The sequence below is a fragment of the Aquibacillus koreensis genome (assembly GCF_025154055.1).
In the GTDB taxonomy this organism is placed as follows: Bacteria; Bacillota; Bacilli; order Bacillales; family Amphibacillaceae; genus Aquibacillus_C; species Aquibacillus_C koreensis.
Genome location: NZ_JAOALK010000053.1, coordinates 1 through 18,558 on the forward strand (window position 1 = coordinate 1; position 18,558 = coordinate 18,558).

The 18,558-nt window shown below is 38.6% G+C and carries 9 protein-coding genes; 5 read left to right on the forward strand and 4 right to left on the reverse strand.

What is annotated here, in order from left to right; genetic code table 11:
* Positions 1-4,607, reverse strand: a 4,607-nt coding sequence (locus NYQ66_RS14980; RefSeq protein WP_259870557.1) for an immunoglobulin-like domain-containing protein, incomplete at its 3' end; no start/stop codon positions are given.
* Between the two features lie 327 nt (positions 4,608-4,934).
* Here NYQ66_RS14980 and NYQ66_RS14985 point away from each other — a divergent pair.
* Positions 4,935-5,594 (forward strand): response regulator transcription factor, encoded by a 660-nt coding sequence (locus tag NYQ66_RS14985; protein WP_259870558.1) that lies wholly within the window; start codon positions 4,935-4,937, stop codon positions 5,592-5,594.
* Here NYQ66_RS14985 and NYQ66_RS14990 read toward each other — a convergent pair.
* Both NYQ66_RS14990 and NYQ66_RS14995 read right to left on the reverse strand, forming a co-directional pair.
* The gene (locus NYQ66_RS14990) at positions 5,569-7,599 is read right to left on the reverse strand and encodes an ATP-binding protein (RefSeq protein WP_259870559.1); all 2,031 of its coding nucleotides are present in this window, start codon (positions 7,597-7,599) and stop codon (positions 5,569-5,571) included. The genes NYQ66_RS14985 and NYQ66_RS14990 overlap by 26 nt on opposite strands.
* Positions 7,600-8,095: 496 nt before the next feature.
* Positions 8,096-11,743 (reverse strand): purple acid phosphatase family protein, encoded by a 3,648-nt coding sequence (locus tag NYQ66_RS14995; protein ID WP_259870560.1) that lies wholly within the window; start codon positions 11,741-11,743, stop codon positions 8,096-8,098.
* A gap of 217 nt (positions 11,744-11,960) precedes the next feature.
* Between NYQ66_RS14995 and NYQ66_RS15000 the strand changes: the two genes are divergently transcribed.
* The 4 genes from NYQ66_RS15000 to NYQ66_RS15015 all read left to right on the forward strand — a co-directional run bounded on the left by NYQ66_RS15000 (position 11,961) and on the right by NYQ66_RS15015 (position 16,349).
* Positions 11,961-14,039, forward strand: a complete 2,079-nt coding sequence (locus NYQ66_RS15000; RefSeq protein WP_259870561.1) for a choice-of-anchor I family protein — start codon at positions 11,961-11,963, stop codon at positions 14,037-14,039.
* A 596-nt stretch (positions 14,040-14,635) separates the two neighbouring features.
* Complete coding sequence (locus NYQ66_RS15005; RefSeq protein WP_259870562.1) at positions 14,636-15,145, forward strand: competence protein ComK; 510 nt, start codon at positions 14,636-14,638, stop codon at positions 15,143-15,145.
* Between the two features lie 95 nt (positions 15,146-15,240).
* On the forward strand, positions 15,241-15,510 hold the full coding sequence (locus NYQ66_RS15010) for a helix-turn-helix domain-containing protein (RefSeq protein ID WP_259870563.1): 270 nt from the start codon (positions 15,241-15,243) through the stop codon (positions 15,508-15,510).
* 455 nt (positions 15,511-15,965) lie between these two features.
* Positions 15,966-16,349 (forward strand): sporulation protein, encoded by a 384-nt coding sequence (locus tag NYQ66_RS15015; RefSeq protein WP_259870565.1) that lies wholly within the window; start codon positions 15,966-15,968, stop codon positions 16,347-16,349.
* A 58-nt stretch (positions 16,350-16,407) separates the two neighbouring features.
* Here the strand turns inward: NYQ66_RS15015 and NYQ66_RS15020 are convergent, their stop codons facing one another.
* Positions 16,408-18,507 (reverse strand): immune inhibitor A, encoded by a 2,100-nt coding sequence (locus tag NYQ66_RS15020; protein WP_259870567.1) that lies wholly within the window; start codon positions 18,505-18,507, stop codon positions 16,408-16,410.
* Positions 18,508-18,558: the final 51 nt, after the last annotated feature.

Here is an 18,558-nt window from a genome sequence, read left to right on the forward strand (position 1 = left end):
GCTTTCGTTGCTCCAACAATTGCTTCGGTATTTTGTGGATCCTTCACCAGTTCTGCTTCCAAATTAGTCAGAGCTTCCACTACTGATTTATTCTCGTCTGCAGCCTCTTCTCCATCTGCTTTAGCAAAACGATCTTGAGCCTTCGCAGCTTGTTCTTTCGCTTCACCAGCTGCATCCAATGCATTTGCTAATTCTCTAGCTGCACTTGCTTTTTCTAACTCTGCAATGACTGCTTTTAATTCTTTTGTCGCTGCTTCTACCTCTGTTACACTTTGCGGATCTTTCAAAATTTCCGTTTCTAACTTATTAAGAGCATCCACTACTGATTTATTCTCATCTGCAGTTTCTTCTCCACCCGCTTTAGCAAAACGATCTTGAGCCTTCAAAGCTTGTTCTTTCGCTTCACCAGCTGCATCCAATGCGTTTGCTAATTCTCTAGCTGCACTTGCTTTTTCTAACTCTGCAACTGCTGCACTTAATGTTTCCGTCGCGACTTCTATCGCTAATGTATCGTCAGGCTCCGCAACCGCTAATAACGCTTGAAGTGCCTCCCTAGCATCACTCACCACTACATATACGTCAGACGTAACTTCTCCACCTGCATTTGTGTATCGGATTTCTGCCTTACTAGCTTTTTCGTTCATATCTCTAGCTATTCTGACTGCATTCATTAACTCTTTAGAAGCGCTAATCTTATCTAATTCGTGCATTAAAACATTTAGTTTTTCCGTTTCCTCTATGATCTTCAGTGTATTTTCAGTTGTCGCACCCTTTAGCAATTCTTCAAGTGCTTCCTTCGCCTCTGATACGACTTTATAATCTTCCGCAGTTTCTGCTCCACCTGCATTTGTGTAGCGTATTAGTGAATTATTTACTTTTTCCTGTAAAATTTCTGCTTTATCCATTGCAGTTTCTAACTCAAGTAAATCACTTTCTTTTTCTAGTTCTATCATTGCAGTTTCTAATCCAGTTGTCGCTTCCTTAATAGCCTGTGTGTCACCTGGATTCGGATCTGTTAATAAGGCTTGAAGCTGTTCTTCTGATTTTTTCAAGCCTTGATAAACTTCGCCTTTATCTTCTCCACCGACTTCAATGTATCGCGTTTCAACTACAACTGTTTTCTCCAACATTAGTTCAGCAGCTTTGACTGCATTATCCAACTCTTTCCAATCACTAAATTCATGCAGTGCCACGACCAATGCCTTTAATCCATCAGTACACTCTTCGATTTCGAACGTATCGTCAGGTGTTGCATTGGTTATAAGAGAATCCATTTCCTGTTTCGCTTCACGAACTGCTTTGTATTCCTTCGCTTCTTCTTCACCGCCTACAGTTATATAGCGATTTTGAGCATCAATTGCTTCATCCAACGCTTCTTTAGCTAACCTCACTGCATTCGCAAGCTCTTTCGTATAGCTCAATGCATCTAAAGTTGACTTTGCATCACGTAGATTTTCAATTGCATTTATAATTTCATCTGTATCAGATGGTGTCCCCGTCATTAGAAGTGTAGCAAGAGCTTGCTTCGCCACTTTCACAGCAGTATATGCTGCATCCCGCTCTTCTCCACCTGCTTGGGTGTAACGCTCCTGAGAAGCATCAGCTTGTTCATTTGCTAATTTCGCAGCTTCTTTTGCGTTCTCTAATTCTTTTTGCGCACTAGCTTCATCTAAGGCAATAATCTTTTCTTCTAAATCATCTATTGCATCTTCTATCGCTTGAGTATTGTCAGAAGTTGCATCCGCTAGTAAATTTTCAATTGCTTTCTTCGCTTCTTTTACATGTATAAACGCTGAAGCAGTTTCTTCGCCATCTGCTTTCGTATATCGTGTTTGTGCTGTATCTGCTTTGTCTATAATTAACTCCGCAGCATTTTTGGCATTTTCAAATTCCTTTTGTTTGCTAGCTTTATTTAATTCCTGAACCAACGCTTTTAACTCTGTAGTTTCTTCTACAATTTTTTGTGTATCGTTAACTGCTGCACTGTTTAATAGGGACGCAAGTGCATTCTTTTTTTCACCAACCGCTCTATACGCTTCCAGGCTCTCTTCGCCACCCGCTTTAGTAAAGCGAGTTTGAGATGCAGCGGCTTCTTCTTTTACTTCTTCAGCCACTTTCTTCGCATTAGTAAACTCTATAGTGGCAGTTACTTCTTCTAATTTATTCTTTGCACCTTTTAAGTTATTTGTCGCTTGTATGATTTCCGTTGTATCTTCAGGTGTTGCAGTCGTAAGCAAAGCGTCAAGTGCTTCCTTCGCTTCTTTTACTTCAATAAACTCTGAAACAGTTTCTTCCCCACCTGCGTCTTTATAACGGGATTGCGATGCATTAGCAAAGGCTTGTTCAGATGTAGCATTCTTCTTTGCATTTTCGAATTCTTTCTGCTTGCTAGCTTCGTCTAATGTCAAAATCAAATTTTCTAAATGACTAGTAGCATCTTCAATCGCTTGCTTATCATCAGGTGTTGCAGTTTGTATAAAATTATCAAGTGCAACTCTTGCATCTCTTACTGCAGTAAAAGCTTGTTCTTCTTCGTCTCCTTCTGCATCACGGAAACGTTTTTCTGCTACTTCTGCCTTATCGATCTTGGTCTCTGCTGCTTCACGAGCATTTTTGTATTCTTTTAAAGCACTCGCAGCTTCTAAAGTTGCAATAAACGCTTGTAACGTAGCCGTTTCCTGATTAATTACAGGTACATCTTTAGGTTCTGTAGCCAAAAATACAGTTATATCATTTAATGCACTTTCTACATCAGTATATACAGTATCACCTGTATCTCCACTTGCATCCGTGTAACGTTGCAACGCATTTTCTGCATCAACCCTCGCTATTTGCGTAGCTTCTAAGGCCTCCTGTAATGGCTTACCATCATCAGTCGGACCAATTTTTTCCCACTTGGTAATTAGATCACTTGCATCTACTTCGATAACTTCTATATAACTTCCATTTTCTGCTACCACTTCTTGATCACGTAGATTAATAAATAGAGACCAATCTACTACGTCTACTTTTTGATTTAAGTTTTTTGGTAACGGTTCATCATCAACAACTCGATAATAAAATTCATGATTCTCGGCAGGATGATCCGAAACAGATAACTCAACCTTACCAGGGTTAACCGGTTCAAACGCAATAACCTCTAGTGTCAAGCCAGGTGCAGCTTCACCCGCTTTTACAATCACCACAAATTCCTTTTCAACAGTTCCATTATCCGTCTTAGCCGTTAGAGTCACTGGTTGATCACCTGAAATATGCGAAGGTCTTGTCACCTCTCCAGTTTCAGGATTGATTACTGTTTCATCGTCAGAAAGCCACTCAATACGAGACCCATTTCGATCTTCCGTTAGTAACTCAAGATCCGCAGTTACACTTTCCTTACTGTCTCCCTGTGCATATCGAATCAAAGTCTCATTTCGTAACTCTTTCGTTACAGTAGCTGTGCCGTTATCCTTATTCTTAATCTCTATTTCTAGTACTTTAGGTTGAGATTCAGGTTCAGGCCTACTATTTTTATAGGTTACTAATCTCGCTGCTTGTTGAACAACTGCGTCCGTTACAACATTGCCAAAGTAACGGATGTTGTCAATGTACAAGGATGCTCCTAGTAAACCACCACCTGTTCCATCATACGAGCCACTAATGAATTTAAAGCGGTAACTACCATCTGCCGGTATATCCGCTTCTGTTGTTGTCCAATCTTGCGTTTTTCCTCTACCATAAAATAGTTCTATTTCATTCCCGTTACCAACATTTTCTAAAAAAGCATATACATCATAGTCATCTCCACCATTGAGGGCAGACCAATCTAAAGCAATCGTATCATTTTGGTAGGCATAAAAAGTATCACTGATAGCCCAAGGACCATGAAATACTGCGTAATTCGGATTAACTAATCCTCGTGTTCCCGCCGTCTCATTCACCCAGTAACGAGCCTCTAATCTTAATGCATAATTGCCTATCGATTTCTGACTGTTTTGCACTTCAAATTGCATACGGAAATCACTATAATTTGTTCCACTTGTTAGAAGTGTACTTTGTGTACCACTCTTTAATGGTGACACTACATATTGACCTAATGTGATATCCCATCCCGTAATCCGTTGCGTTTTCCCTATATCGTTTCTTGAGGTGATCGATGATTTCTGCACATCTTCCTCAAAACCAGCATTAATTAACGGTGTTGAAAAATCAATTTGCAATGGTTGTCCACCTTCACCATTATGAACAGAATTGACAATGCCAATTTGTCTATAACTACTGCCGCTACCTAAGTAAACTTTTTTACCGACAATAGAAACTTCACCATTCACATTAGATGGCTCATTGGATTGCATGAGCGCCAACGTTTCTGAAGAGGTACTACCGGCAACACCGAATTTCACGTATCCGTCCCCATAAGATCCTCCGCCAGTAATCTCTATATTGGGAGCTACCTGTACCGGACTGTCACCTTCCTGGTAATCTATTTCAGATACATTAGAAATCGTAATACTACTCGCTTGTACTAAAGTAATATTCAAGCTTGTTAGCACAGATGTAATCACCAGCAATGCACTTAAAAAGATAAATAGATTCTTTCTAAACAATTCTTTTTGTTGTTGTAACATATGTAAATCTCCTCCCTAAAGTCATTTCTCTGAACGAGCTTTTTTCTTATATCAAAGTCTAATTTTTATAAAACAGAATTCACCCCTAATTCTTTATTCATCTAACTATCTGCTTTTATGTAATTAAGACAAAAGCCCATAGGTTTTTCACACTTATTAATCCAATAAGTTAACTATATGAAAACTAGGACAAAAGTAATAGTGACTAAAGGTCACTTTTGAAAAAAATGCCACTTTTTGTAGAAGTTTATGATAAAATAATCATACAATCTCTTAGCTAAGTCATTAACCACTAGCCTTGTAATAGTTAGGGAAAGGGGCCCCATCATGAGTGACCTATTAAAAGTATTTATAGCGGAAGATGATGCATTTTTTCGTTCCGGTATGGAATTAGTGATCAATGCAGAACCGGATATGCATGTGGTAGGAATAGCAGCAAATGGGACAGAAGCATTGGAAAAGATGCAAGAAGCTGCACCACATGTCGTGTTAATGGATGTGAAGATGCCTAAGATGAATGGTATCGACTGCATAAAAAGACTAAAAGCAGCGTATCCAGAAATCGTTATCCTCATCCTGACAACCTTTAATGAAGAAGAGTACATTATTGAAGGACTTGTTAACGGGGCTAATGGGTACTTAATTAAAGGGATTGATTTTAAATTATTAACGAATACAATTCGTGATGTCGCAAGGGGGCAGTATATGCTTCCGACAGAAGTTGCGACCAAACTTGCTACTTATTTAGTAAACAATGTAAAGAAAAAAGCGGAGTCTACACTTCCAAAACACATGACCGGGGACTTTACTGAAAAAGAATCACAAATCATGATGTTACTAGCAGAAAGATATACGAATAAAGAAATAGCCGACAAACTCACGATGAGTGTCGGCACGATCAAAAACTATTTAACTGTCATTTACGAAAAACTTCAGGTAAAAAACCGCCAAGAAGCTGCTTCTATTTTAAGGAAACTGGTAGACTAAAGAAGAAGCAGCTACCTTCACCACGTTTACTTTTCACTCCAACCTGGCCATCGTGTTGCTCTATAATTTCTTTGACAATAGCCAATCCAAGTCCACTTCCTTGTACATTGCCTTCCCACTTTTTATAAAAACGGCCAAAAATATAAGGGATTTCTTCTTCCGCAATGCCGACACCATTATCAGACACCTCAATGATTACACGATGTGAATGTTCATAGCTCTGAATATAACAGTTAAGCTCTATGCTACATTGATCGGAGTCGTTAAATTTCAAGGCATTATCAATGTAATTTTGCAGAACTTGTCTAATTCGCCATTTATCTAAATAAACAAACGCTTCCTTGCCTTCTATTTTCGTTTCAAACCTGTTTATATGAATACTGGCCTTCTCATCAAAAACTTCTTCTTGTAACGATTGAAAAAGACCCTTGAAGTATTTGTTAACAGGTAGCATTTCTTTCCGAAAAAATAATTTATGCGATTCAAGCTTAGATAAGTCAAATAGATCATTATTTAATTTTCGAATATAAGACAGTTTGTCTAGCATCTGATCGAGAAAACCGGCATCCTCTAGTTTAACTTTTCCTTCTTTTACAATCTTTAAATAAGTATGCATACCAACAATAGGTGTACCAATATCATGAGCAATATTAGCCAATAATCTCGTTCTAGTATGCTGCATTTCTACCAGTTCCTGGTTTTTCTTATGTATTGTTTCTGTTCTCTCATCAATTTTTTCTTCTAGTGAATCATTAAGATCAGTCAATTGATCATTTAAAGTAACATTTTCCTTGAACAATCGTGTGTATTGGTTTGAGACGATCACTGCTTGAAGCATAATAAAAAGAATATACGCATACTCAATCATTGGGATTGATTGTATAATCATAAGGCTATTTAATACATCATTCAAGACCGCAAACACAATGGCCAGTGCACCTACCAAGTGCAAAATGGCACCTTCTTTTTCCCTTATGATCGCAAGTGTACCGACAAAAAAAACAAAATAACTAGCGACCGCAACCAATAGAAACATATGATATGGTAGCATGCTCGTAAAAACTTGAGATGGGGTGAACAAAATAATACTAAATAAAGTTGCGGATACAAATACAGCCACAATCACCATGGAGCGATGTGTTTCTTTCGGAAATAAGCATTTTATCGATAATACCATGCATATAAAGAAAATAATTTCCGAAAGATATTCCATTCGAACGAGGCTCTCCCAACCAATTAGCTGAGTTAACGGCTTTACGACATACTCTGTTACTGTCAACGTTCGGAAAGCTAGGGATAACGACGACAAACCGACAAATAGGAGGGCTAATTCGCTTCTTCTCTTAAGAAATATTATAAAATGATATAAACCCATTACACATAAAGCACCTATAGTAAAAAGCTTTAGGATATTATCATTAATCACAAAGGATACTAAATTGGTAGTCTCCCCATAAACCACTTCATGGATGACCCCACCTTCACGAAATGAATAATTGGAAACCTGCATGACAAGTTCCACGCTATTCTTTTCAGGTTCAAAGAAAATAATGTTTCTTTGTAGGAGGGGCTCTTCTTCTTGCTTCGTAGTCCCAACTTTACCAATACCTTCATATTCCTTTCCATCAATCCATATTCGGTAGGCACTCCCGACATAATTGAGTGATAAGGATTTCTGTGTTCCTATATCTTGTGCTGGAATATGTATTCGAACTCGATACGTTCCGTAGCCAGTATTTGTTATAGGTTCTCCATGAACATTCTGCCCTTCCCACGCTCCTGGTACCTGAATTAATGATGGTAATGGCTGCTCTTCATGTAGTTCTGTTGGCGTATGAAGTTGTTGCCAATAAAACTCCCAATTACCATCTAAAGAGGACAACTTTTCCTGGTCCTGATCCACAACAACGTCACCAGACCCATCCGCTTCTTCCTCTCCATATACAAATGCCGATGTCAAACCAAAAACCAATAAAACAAAAATGCATAATCTCAACTTATCCATAAACAAAAACCACCTTAACAAAACAATAATGGAAACAGAGGGACAGTTCTTGGAAACATGGGGACGGTTCTTTTGTTTCCACCTGGGTTATAAGAATACATTGCGTAAGTGCTGGTTTTTCATGTAAGATCATCCCTACGTATCCGCAGATTCAAATAAAAAATCAGCCATTATTGCTAGTGAAATCTAAGTTGCATTTTATACCAGATCAATGCATTCCACCATTCGTTTTTATAACTAGGGTACTCACTCAACAAATATTATAAACAAATACTTCTTAATTTTACCTCATCATGCTTTTAATCGTAATACGTTTTTTGTGGAACTCCTCCTCCCTCAACAGCTTTCATTTTGGAAACACAAGAACCGTCCCCATGTTTCCACTTTCTAAAAATCTCAAAAGAAAAAGGCATGTCGAAAGGAAATAGTTTACCTTTCGCACGCCTCTTCCTAGTGAATCGTGAACACAAGAACCGTCCCCATGTTCACGTTATCCTTATATCTTTCTTTTACTGAACCGCAGGTACACTGCCCCAGCAATGATGAGTAAAAGACCTAATGTGATCAAATTGTACAGCGATGTACTTGTATTAGGTAGCTCTTCATCACCTGTTTGTTTCTTTTTATTATCATCCTCTTTATTTTCCTTACCACCATCGCCTGTAACATTGTCTTCTTCGTTCGGATCCATATTTTCATGATTATCTTCACCTTCACTAGAACCGTCACTAGAATCATCGTCCTCATCCTTAGTACCACCATTACCACTGCCTGTATCCTCATCTTTCTGATCATCCCTGTCATCTTCTACATTTTCATCCGGAATATCATTATCAGAATCTGGTGTAAGCGTAGTAATCTTTGCTTCTAATGCCACAAGCTTGTCTACATTTGGCACCACAGATTTTTGGTTAGTAGTTAACCCGTCATATTTCACTCGAACTGCTTCAACTGTAACCTTGTCACTCCATGTTACCGTGTCTACATCTGGTAAAGCTTGGATCGCTTCATCAACTTCTTCCACTGCATCGTCATATACTTCAATAGCGATTGATGATGATACTTGTTTATCATCATATGTTGTAAGGGTCACTGTTAACGTAGCAATTCCAGCAGATAAACCTTGCAAATCACCGTCATTACTTATTACTGCAACCTCTTCATTATCAATTGAAAGGCCAATGCCTTTCGGGAATGGATATGGAGGAATTCCACCTGGGAAGAGTGCTGTTGTCTCTGGATTAAAGACAATATCCTCTTCCTCGTATCCTACTTCTTCTCCTACCTTCATTCTTGTTTGTAAATCATCTCTAAATGTGAAACTATCTAGGTCTTTTGTTATATTTAACTCTACCTTACCTGTCGCACCGCCAGCTGTTTCTAGAACGATGTTTGTTTTGGTAATCATCTTAGCAATCACAACACCTAGATTCTTTGGCCCTACGCCCGCTGTTTCTCCATCAATCACCTCAGCAATAGATGTATTACTAGAAGTCCAGCCAACTATTTCTTCATCTCCTTCATCAAAATATACTGGTTTTACTATTTCCGCTTGATATACAATCGGTTTTTTCGTTGGATCAGGAAGAAGCTTCATCACATCGATATAATCAACTTCAATAACCTCATTTTCACCCTGCTTGTGTATATTTACTTGAACATCTTTATAAATTCCACCTTGATATTTTCCTGTAAAAGTAATCCCATTTACATTTGCTTGTGCCTGAATCGTATAATCATCAGAAGAAGCGTTTGACTCGACTGAAACTACACCATCTCTGCTTACAGTTACACCCTCTCCTTCTACCACAGACCAAACAATCGGACTTTCCAAAACTTGTTCATCAAGGCTCGCTTCAAGCTGAATTTCCGGTCGTTTTCTTACGTGTAACGTCTTTGCAGAATCAGCTACAGTATCAACGGTTAACATCGGCTCTTTTATCGCTAAATCTAGAGTTAGTGTATCGCTCCAATTGCCACCAGCATTTCGGGCTTTAAGCGTAATACTTACTTGATCAGTGATAGCAACACCAGTAATGACACCCGCTTTACTAATGGATACGCCAGGGTCACTACTTTCCCATTCAAATTCTAGATTCGTTGCATTGGAAGGATTTATATTAACAAGCTCCATTAAGTTGATTTTCTCTCCCACATAAATAGCCCCCGGTAGCCCTTGCTTCCAATTAATGTCTGTTAAAGCAACAGCTTGATCCATAACGGCTAATGGTGTTGATATCGTAACATCATTTACTGATACGTTGACATTTGTTTCTCCAACTCCTGCTGCAGTTACTATTTTTCCACTAACCGTCGCCACGGAAGAATCCTCCATCGCAATTACCGGTTCAGCATCAAGGTCTTCTTGATCTACAAATTCAAGTGGTGTATCGATATCGATCTCGTATTCCTTAGCATCACCAACCACCATCGAATAGGTAGACGGTATGATACTAAAATCTAAATCATTCACTTCCACTTGATATGTCTCTATGTCTCCATAAGGTGAACGGACTTCTACAATTGCCATTCCTGCCTTCGTATTACTAGTCACTTCAACATCAATAGCATCTCCTGTATTACTTGATAATTTCAATCCAGCTCCATTCTCAATAAAACGCCAATTGAAATTTTCAAAGCCTTCCGGAGTAACGTTGGATGTTGCGGTTAGTGTAAGCTTGTCTCTCCCCGCTTTTTTCACATGAAGAGCTTCCGTCGTACTCGCCTCTATTTCTATCGTTTCTTCTTGGATTTTCCGTATGGCAAACGCATCTAGTAAAGAAACCTCCTGAACGCCATTACCATCAATATCATCACGGTCATATTCGTACGCTTCATAAACTAAACGATCGCCTTCCACACTAATTCCGCTAAACGCAGGCTTTTTTATAACTTCCTTATCATAAAATGCTGGGTGAACTCCATAAAACGCAATGTCGTCTTCATCATTTGGTGCGTACCATTTTGTTCCTGCTGTACGGTTTACGATATAAATGGAACCATCTGGATTAATTGCAAATTCTCTTTCTTTCCCTTGGAAAACTTCTTTCACATGGATAGCCTCTTCACCAGGTGTTTTCCCATCCATTGGAACTGACCTAAAGTAGATATGATCGTGCCCTTGTAAAACGACATCTACTCCTAAATTTGTAAAAATATCTGGAAGAATGTCACGCAACTGTATAGAAATCGTATCGTCCATATGCGAACCAACAGAGTATGCTGCGATGTGAAAACTAACGACCTTCCATTTTTTATCCGTATTAGTCAGATCTTGATGTAGCCAGGCTAACTGCTCTTCAATTTTCGTATCATTCGTATTAATAACGGCAAAATGTGTATTTCCATAATCATAGGAATAATAAGCACCTGTTGTAGGATCACTATTTTCTGGATAAGGCAAGTTAAAATGATCTACAAACGAATAATCATAAGCATCATGATTACCGGTTGCTGGTGCAAATGTTGAATTGGCACTACTTGTAATCGTGTTATTTAAATACCACATCCACTCTTGTTCACGGTCACTATTATTAACGATGTCACCACTATGTACCATAAACTCGGCACTAGGAAAGGTTTTGTATGCCTCTTCAATTGTTTGATTTGCCTGAATATAATCAATCTCTTGGTTCGTCCGACTTCCTTGGGTATCCGTTACATAGATAAAATCAAATTGGTCGTCACCATCATCCGTAGCTAATTGATAGACTGGACTCCAAACATTAGCACTTTTATCTCCTACACGATACCAATAGTCCGTTCCGGGCATTAACCCTGTTGCGATTGCTTTATGATTTCCTTCTGTTGTTTCTGGGGCTGCATCATCATATTTATTCGTTATTTGTTTACTGTCCGCTGAAAACTCCATTGCACCTGCAAAATCTGTTGGTTCTGTTTCACTTGTTTTCTCCAAAATTTGCACAATGCCTGTCGTGTTTGGATCTTTGGTGTACCACGAAAAAGCTTTCTGCGTCTTTGTATCACCATAGAATGTAACTGCAATTCTATCCGGCGTTTTTCCCATCTGCTCCTCAGCACTCACATAAGGAAATAATACTGTTGAAGGGATTGTAGAAATAACAATGAGTAGTGCAAGACATAACACAATGATTTTATTACTTATTTGTTTCCAATCTACCATTCTATTAACCTCCATCAAATAATATTCATACTCTTTAATCATATGGGGTCAATATTAAAATATGGTCTTATAATAGTTTATTTATTGTTAATTTTATGTAATACAGGGCACACCTGTTTATGGTTTTTATACATAACTTCACACTAACTTAACTCTACCTTAACAGTCTTTCTATACTATTAATCTGAATAAATACTAGTTTAATAGGAGGTAAGTCATGAACACGTTTAAAAAAACCACCCTTGCTATGACATCAGGTTTATTACTTCTAATAGCTCCACTGCAAACATTTGCTGCATATGAAGAACTTACATATTTCACAGAAAAAGAAGATGGACTGGCTGTCGAGCTAATTGCTCGTTACACTAGTGGCGCAGAAACGGATGAAGGCGGTACAGAGATCATCGTCTATGATGCCAAAAGCCATCAAGCATTCTCTGTTAACGGCGCAGAAAAGGCGATAGATATACTCGATTTATCGGTATTATCTGACGGCCAAACAACAACGATCCCGCTTAAGAAAAGAATTCCATTAGCTGATATCGGAGTCGAGGCTGGCGATGTAACAAGCGTTGCCATTCATCCTAGTGGTGACTATATCGCGATTACTGCACCAGCTCCAATTAAAACTGACAACGGACATGTTGTATTCCTTGATACGGATGGCAAGTCCCTAGCTAATGTTGAGGTTGGCGCTTTACCTGATATGGTTACTTTTTCACCAGACGGAACCAAAGCACTTGTAGCTAACGAAGGTGAGCCATCCGACGATTACACCATAAATCCACATGGTTCGGTAAGTATCATTGACCTTAGTGGAGATATTTCCGAGCTAGACCAAAGCACTGTCACTACAGTGGATTTTTCAAATGTAACCATCCCTGATGATATTAGAAAAGTTCATCCGGATAGCACATATGCAGAAGACTTAGAGCCTGAATATATTGTTGTAGATGGTGCTAGTCAGTATGCTTATGTTGCCATACAAGAAGATAATGCCATTGCAAAATTAGATATAAATGCTAAACAATTTGTTGCGATAAAAAGCTTAGGCTATAAAGACTTTTCTACTGGGGAAAATATGTTAGATGCTTCGAATAAAGACGATGGCATTAATATTCAAAACTGGCCAGTTCTCTCTATTTATCAACCAGATGGTATGGCTATGTTTGAAGCAAATGGAAAATCATACATCCTTACTGCCAATGAAGGCGATGCGCAAGATTGGGAAGGATTTTCTGAAGAATCACGAGTAAAAGATATCGCAGAAGAAATCGGATATGAACTCAATGCGGATTTATATGAAGGATATACACAGGAGCAATTAGATGATATGGTCGCTAATGGTTTATATGATGATGAACAGCTGGGTAGATTAACAAGCTCCACTAGTCATCCCAAAAATGAAAACGGAAAATATGAAGCAATCTACGGATTTGGCGCTCGTTCCTTTTCGATTTGGGATACTGATAGCTTAGGACAAGTATATGATAGCGGCGCTCAGTTTGAACAGAAAATGGCTGCTATCTATCCTGATTTTTTCAACACAAACAATGACGAAGATGGTTTCGATTCGAGAAGTGATGATAAAGGTCCAGAACCAGAAAGTGTGATTACTGGAAATGTGCAAGATAAAGACTATGCGTTTATTGGCTTAGAACGCCAAGGCGGTATAATGGTTTATGATCTATCTAACCCAATTGCACCAACTTTTGATAGCTATTTTGCTAGCCGTGCTTTTCATGGCGAAGATGTTTCAAGTGAAAGTGGCGATTCTGCACCGGAAGGCTTAACCTTTATTACTGCAGAAGAAAGCCCAACAGACCAAGCATTATTATTAGCTGCACATGAAGTTACTGGAACAATTGCTGTGTACGCGTTAGGAGAAGCTGTTTCAGTGGAAGAACCAGGTGACGAAGAAGCGCCTGGTAACGAGGATGGAGTGGACGATGGACAAGATGATTCTGATAAAGAACCAGAAACCCCTGGTGACGAAGATGATTCAGAGAATCCAGATGATAATCAAGAGGACAATCCGGCTCCAGGTAACGATAACGATAACCCAACTAACGATTCTGAGGAAAACAAGGACAAGGAAGAGGACTCCACTGATCAGTATAAAGACAAGGATTCAGATCAAAATGAGTCAGATTCGAAAGACAACGCAGAAAAATCTAAGGATGGCGATAACAAACTACCTAACACTGCAACAGGCATGTGGAATACCCTTATCATCGGAAGTCTGCTCTTGTTAACCGGACTATCCCTGGTAGTTAGAAAGAGAATACATTCATAGTAATAGTTATTAGCCTGTCCCCATACGGACAGGCTTTTATGATTTTCTCTCCGACTGGTGTGCACATAGGGACGGTTCTTGCGTTTCCATTTTTACTATTTTTAGCTCATCCCCGTAAACGCAAGAACCGTCCCTATGCTTCCAAGAACTGTCCCCACGTTTCCAAAAAAACGCTTAAAATTGATTTTTCGGCACTACTCACATACGTAAAATTAAAAAATAATGAAAAAAGGTGCTGTGAAACGCTTTACATTTTTTGCTATAAATGGATAATAGTTCTTATAAAAGTTGTTTTTTTGACAACCTACAACAAAGTAATTCGAAATGAGGTGTTAAACAATGTAAGCGTAAACAACCACGCAACTAAATGTGAATTGTTGAGCAATAAAACCTGCAAGTAGGGTCCACAATTACTCCTAAGAATCTACCAGCCGCATTAAATCATCTAATTATGCTAGTAAACTGCAACACAAAAAAATAATAAAGAAGAATATGCTCACATACTATTTCGAGTGATCTTAAATCATAATTTAATAACTCATTACACTCAATCATCACCATTGACCATCTTATTCTTCGAGGGGAGTATAGGAATAATGAATACAATAATAAATCCATCAATTAATAGAACACTACTTATGCCCGAAAATCTTGAATCCTACTTAATTAACGAAGAAACAACACAAATCAAACGCGCTCTCCACACAGACTATCAATCGATCGTATATGAAACACGCAAAATTTTTTATGTGAAGGAATCCCCCTTCTCCATCATTGAAAAATCATGTCTAAATGGTCTTTCCAGTTATGAAGGACGACGTGCAGCAATGATATATCTTACATCATCCAAGCATAAAGTACCCATCTTGATTAACGCAGAAAAAAGGATATTTTGCTTTCCATCCCAGTCACCTCGCGCATTCGAATGTTCATGGATTTTCTATCACCATGTCTTAGAAATAAGACCAGATCGAGCAGGTGACCCTAACATTTCATCCTATATCATTTTTAAAAATGGACAACAAGTACCAATGCGGGAATCTTACTACACACTACAACATCAGATGATGCGCACGGCTTTATGTATCGCAAATTGTTCTAACTAATCTATGATGCCCTGCAATATAGTACATAGCAACACAGCAAAGGTCCCTACCCTAATTTTATATAAAATTCTGGAATGCAGAAAAGGACGATGATGGTGACAGATCGCAAACGAAACGGTCAGATATTCGGTGAAATTATAAGAGAAATTAGAGAAGGTAAAAAGACGCTTCATAAGAAATGGACGATAAACTACGTAGCTGAACAGGCGAAGGTTCAATCCAATTATTTAGGTAAGCTTGAACGCGGAGAAAAAGGCGAGTCTTATATGACTACCATCGGAAGAATAGCTATGGTTTTAGAAGTTAGCCTAGATGAAATATGGAAGAGGTACGAGGAAAAAATAGAAAAACATAAATCATTATAAGCTACAAACACCTGTCACCACCCGCAATTATCTATTATATACGAGCTAACCTATGCAAGTACTAGATGGTGACAGGTGTCTATAATTATCCCAGGATGCTTTCTTTGTTAGTAAAACAGTACAAAGATACTTCTGACTTCTCCACGGGGCAAGCCCGCGTGGTTTTACGGGCTATTTCTATAACCCTAACAACCTATTGACTTACTACCTATAATTATATTAAGATATTCTCAAATAACATAGACGAACTCCAAAGGGGAGTAGCTTACAATTATGTCGACATTACGTGATCCATTGGGTCGCCGGCCTAATTGGCAACGATACGTTGTTTGCGAGACCTTTGCCTAGACGGTGAAGGTATATAGTTGGACCACAAATACCTTTGCCAAAAAACTGGTGAAGGTTTTTTATGTCTATGTTAGTTAATGCACACATATTATCTTCGGAGGTAACCAATGATTCATAAAATCATTAGTGTTTTAAAAATCGGACCAAAAGTTAATTTAGTATTAGATCATACCGAAACAGAAACAGGTGAAAAAATCTCAGGAACCTTTCACATAAGTGGCGGATTAGTAAAACAAAAGCTCTCTAGATTAGAGTGTGATTTTATTAAAGAACACGCCGGCGGGAAAGCAGAAGTCATTGAACCAGTCAAAACAGTATTAATTTCAAGAATGATTGATACAAATGATCGCGATCAAATCCCTTTTACCTATCAATTACCAAAAGACTTGAACCCAACATCGGATCAAATAACATATCGATTCCGAACAAAGCTTGTGTTTAATTATGATAGCAAAAGCATGGATCATGATGAAATCATTGTGAACAAATAATAAAAACACAAAAAAATACAAGGCATCCATCGAAATGGATAGCCTTGTTTTTTCATTGTTATTTCTTTTTCGGTCCTTTTTCTTGTAGCTTTACTTCATATTCAAAATCAACCGAGCGATTAATTCCTTCTGGTGCAGCATACCACGTTGTCATGTAGGTTGTACCTTTTTTAAACATGTTGCGCAACTTCAAATTATCTTGTCCTGTCATATGAAATGGATCTACATGGAAAACTTGATATTTACCATGTTTATCTTCATTCACAAAGGTAACCGCGTAATTCACATAATCCCCTGCTAATTGTGCTTTTGACTGGAATTCATCCAAGCCTGATCCATCATAACTTAAGCCGATTTCTGGAATCTCAATATTATCAATGAACCATCCAGTATCGTTAAATCCCCAGTCAGTCAAGTAACGGAAAGAAATATGAATTTCTTGCCCTGCGTATTCGGAAAGATCAAAGCTCTCCTGTTGCCAATTTTCATAATGTCCTGTAAAACCAGGAACATTTTCTATAATCTTGGGATACCCTTCTTCTACTACATCTGACCTTGTATTCTGATTAGCAAGGCTAGTCCACGAACTTCCTCCATCTGTAGACACCTGCACCACACCAAAATCCCATTGTTCTTCAATATCGATAAAATTATCAAATGTTAGCGTTGCTTCAGAAACACCCGTTAAGTCTGCTTCAAAAATAAGATTGTGATCAGCCTCATCACCATTTCCACCCCAATACACCTGTTCATCCGAACCAAGGGGATCAGCGACTGTTTCCCAAGATAATGGTAGGAAGTCAATCCCGTTAAATGTTACATCGACAATTTTTTCGTCAAAATCTAGCACTTTGTAGTCGGCACCCCAAGCCGGAACTCCGTCTTTTTCATACTGTTTTGCTTTTTCAAAGTTAACTGTCATGCCGCGTTGCTTGCCGTCTTCAACAGGCAATTCACGTAAATTGATTGTTTCAAATCCATATTGACCTTTTTGACCCTTGACGTTTTGGGCGTCATCGATTAGTAAAGCTGTAATGAACTTTTCATAAACACTTTGGAAATCTTCTTTAATGCTATTTGCTTTATATGCAGCATTGAAACTGTCGATACCATTTAATTCACTTGTTGCAACTTGACGAATGAATTCTTGTCCAAATTGTTCGTAGTTATAAAGGGTAAATAGATAGACTAGACCATAATCAGCAATGGTTTCCGGACCAGTTTCAGCTCCTACATGCTCATCCCAATTTACTAGAGAGTTCTCCGGATGATCTAGTAAAAAATTGATGGAGCCAGCATTGTGACCATATCCACCCAGATACTCAGAGAAGGTTGACATCCCCTCGTTTACCCAAGTCGTTTCATCCCCATCATTATCTGCATGAATCAGATGTTGCAACTCGTGCATTGTTGTGGAATAAAAGGTATCTTCTAACCTTGTTTCCCAACTATTTGTGTCAATGGTTATGATATTACGGTCTATATAATTTTCTAGCGTTTGCCAGAAGAAACCAGCTACAAAGAATGGATAACTAGGATCGTAGTAGCCTTCGTCCACAATATTATCTACGAGCATAATCACCTTGTCACTACCCTCGTAATAGCCTTCAGGCAAACCGACCATATCCGGCAAAGGTGATTCGCTTCCATCAAGCACATCAGGAGTACCAAAAAACGCTGTTGTTTTTGGATAAATATTTGAGTCAAACTCATCTCTAAGCTTGTCCACTTGTTCTTGCGTTACCACATGGGCTGGACGTGCGTCGCCTTCAGGAAAGCTTAAGTCATTTGCTACCCAAATTTCCACGTTTTCCCCAACACTGCGAAGCGTAAATGACTTAAAAGCTAGGTCTCTATTAAGGAAAGATTTTGTTCCACCATCGTAAGTAAAAGTACTAGTTGCACCCTCACTAGCAGCACTTTCCTCTTGATCAAAATTAACATCTGATGCCGCTTCTTTAATTGCAGCCGCAGCTTCTTTTTGAAACTCCTCATCACTTGATTGTTTGTTTAGTTCGGCAGTAATGTCTAGTTCATCCCCATACCGCTCTATGTTCCATTCCTTATTCGTATCTACTTTTGCAAAACTAGCAGATGGAGCAAATAGTGAGAATGATAGAGCAGCAGATAATGCCAATCCTGTTATTTTCTTTTTCAAATTTGTGACCTCCCAAGTTTCTATTTTTATGACTGGCGCGCCCCAGTATTG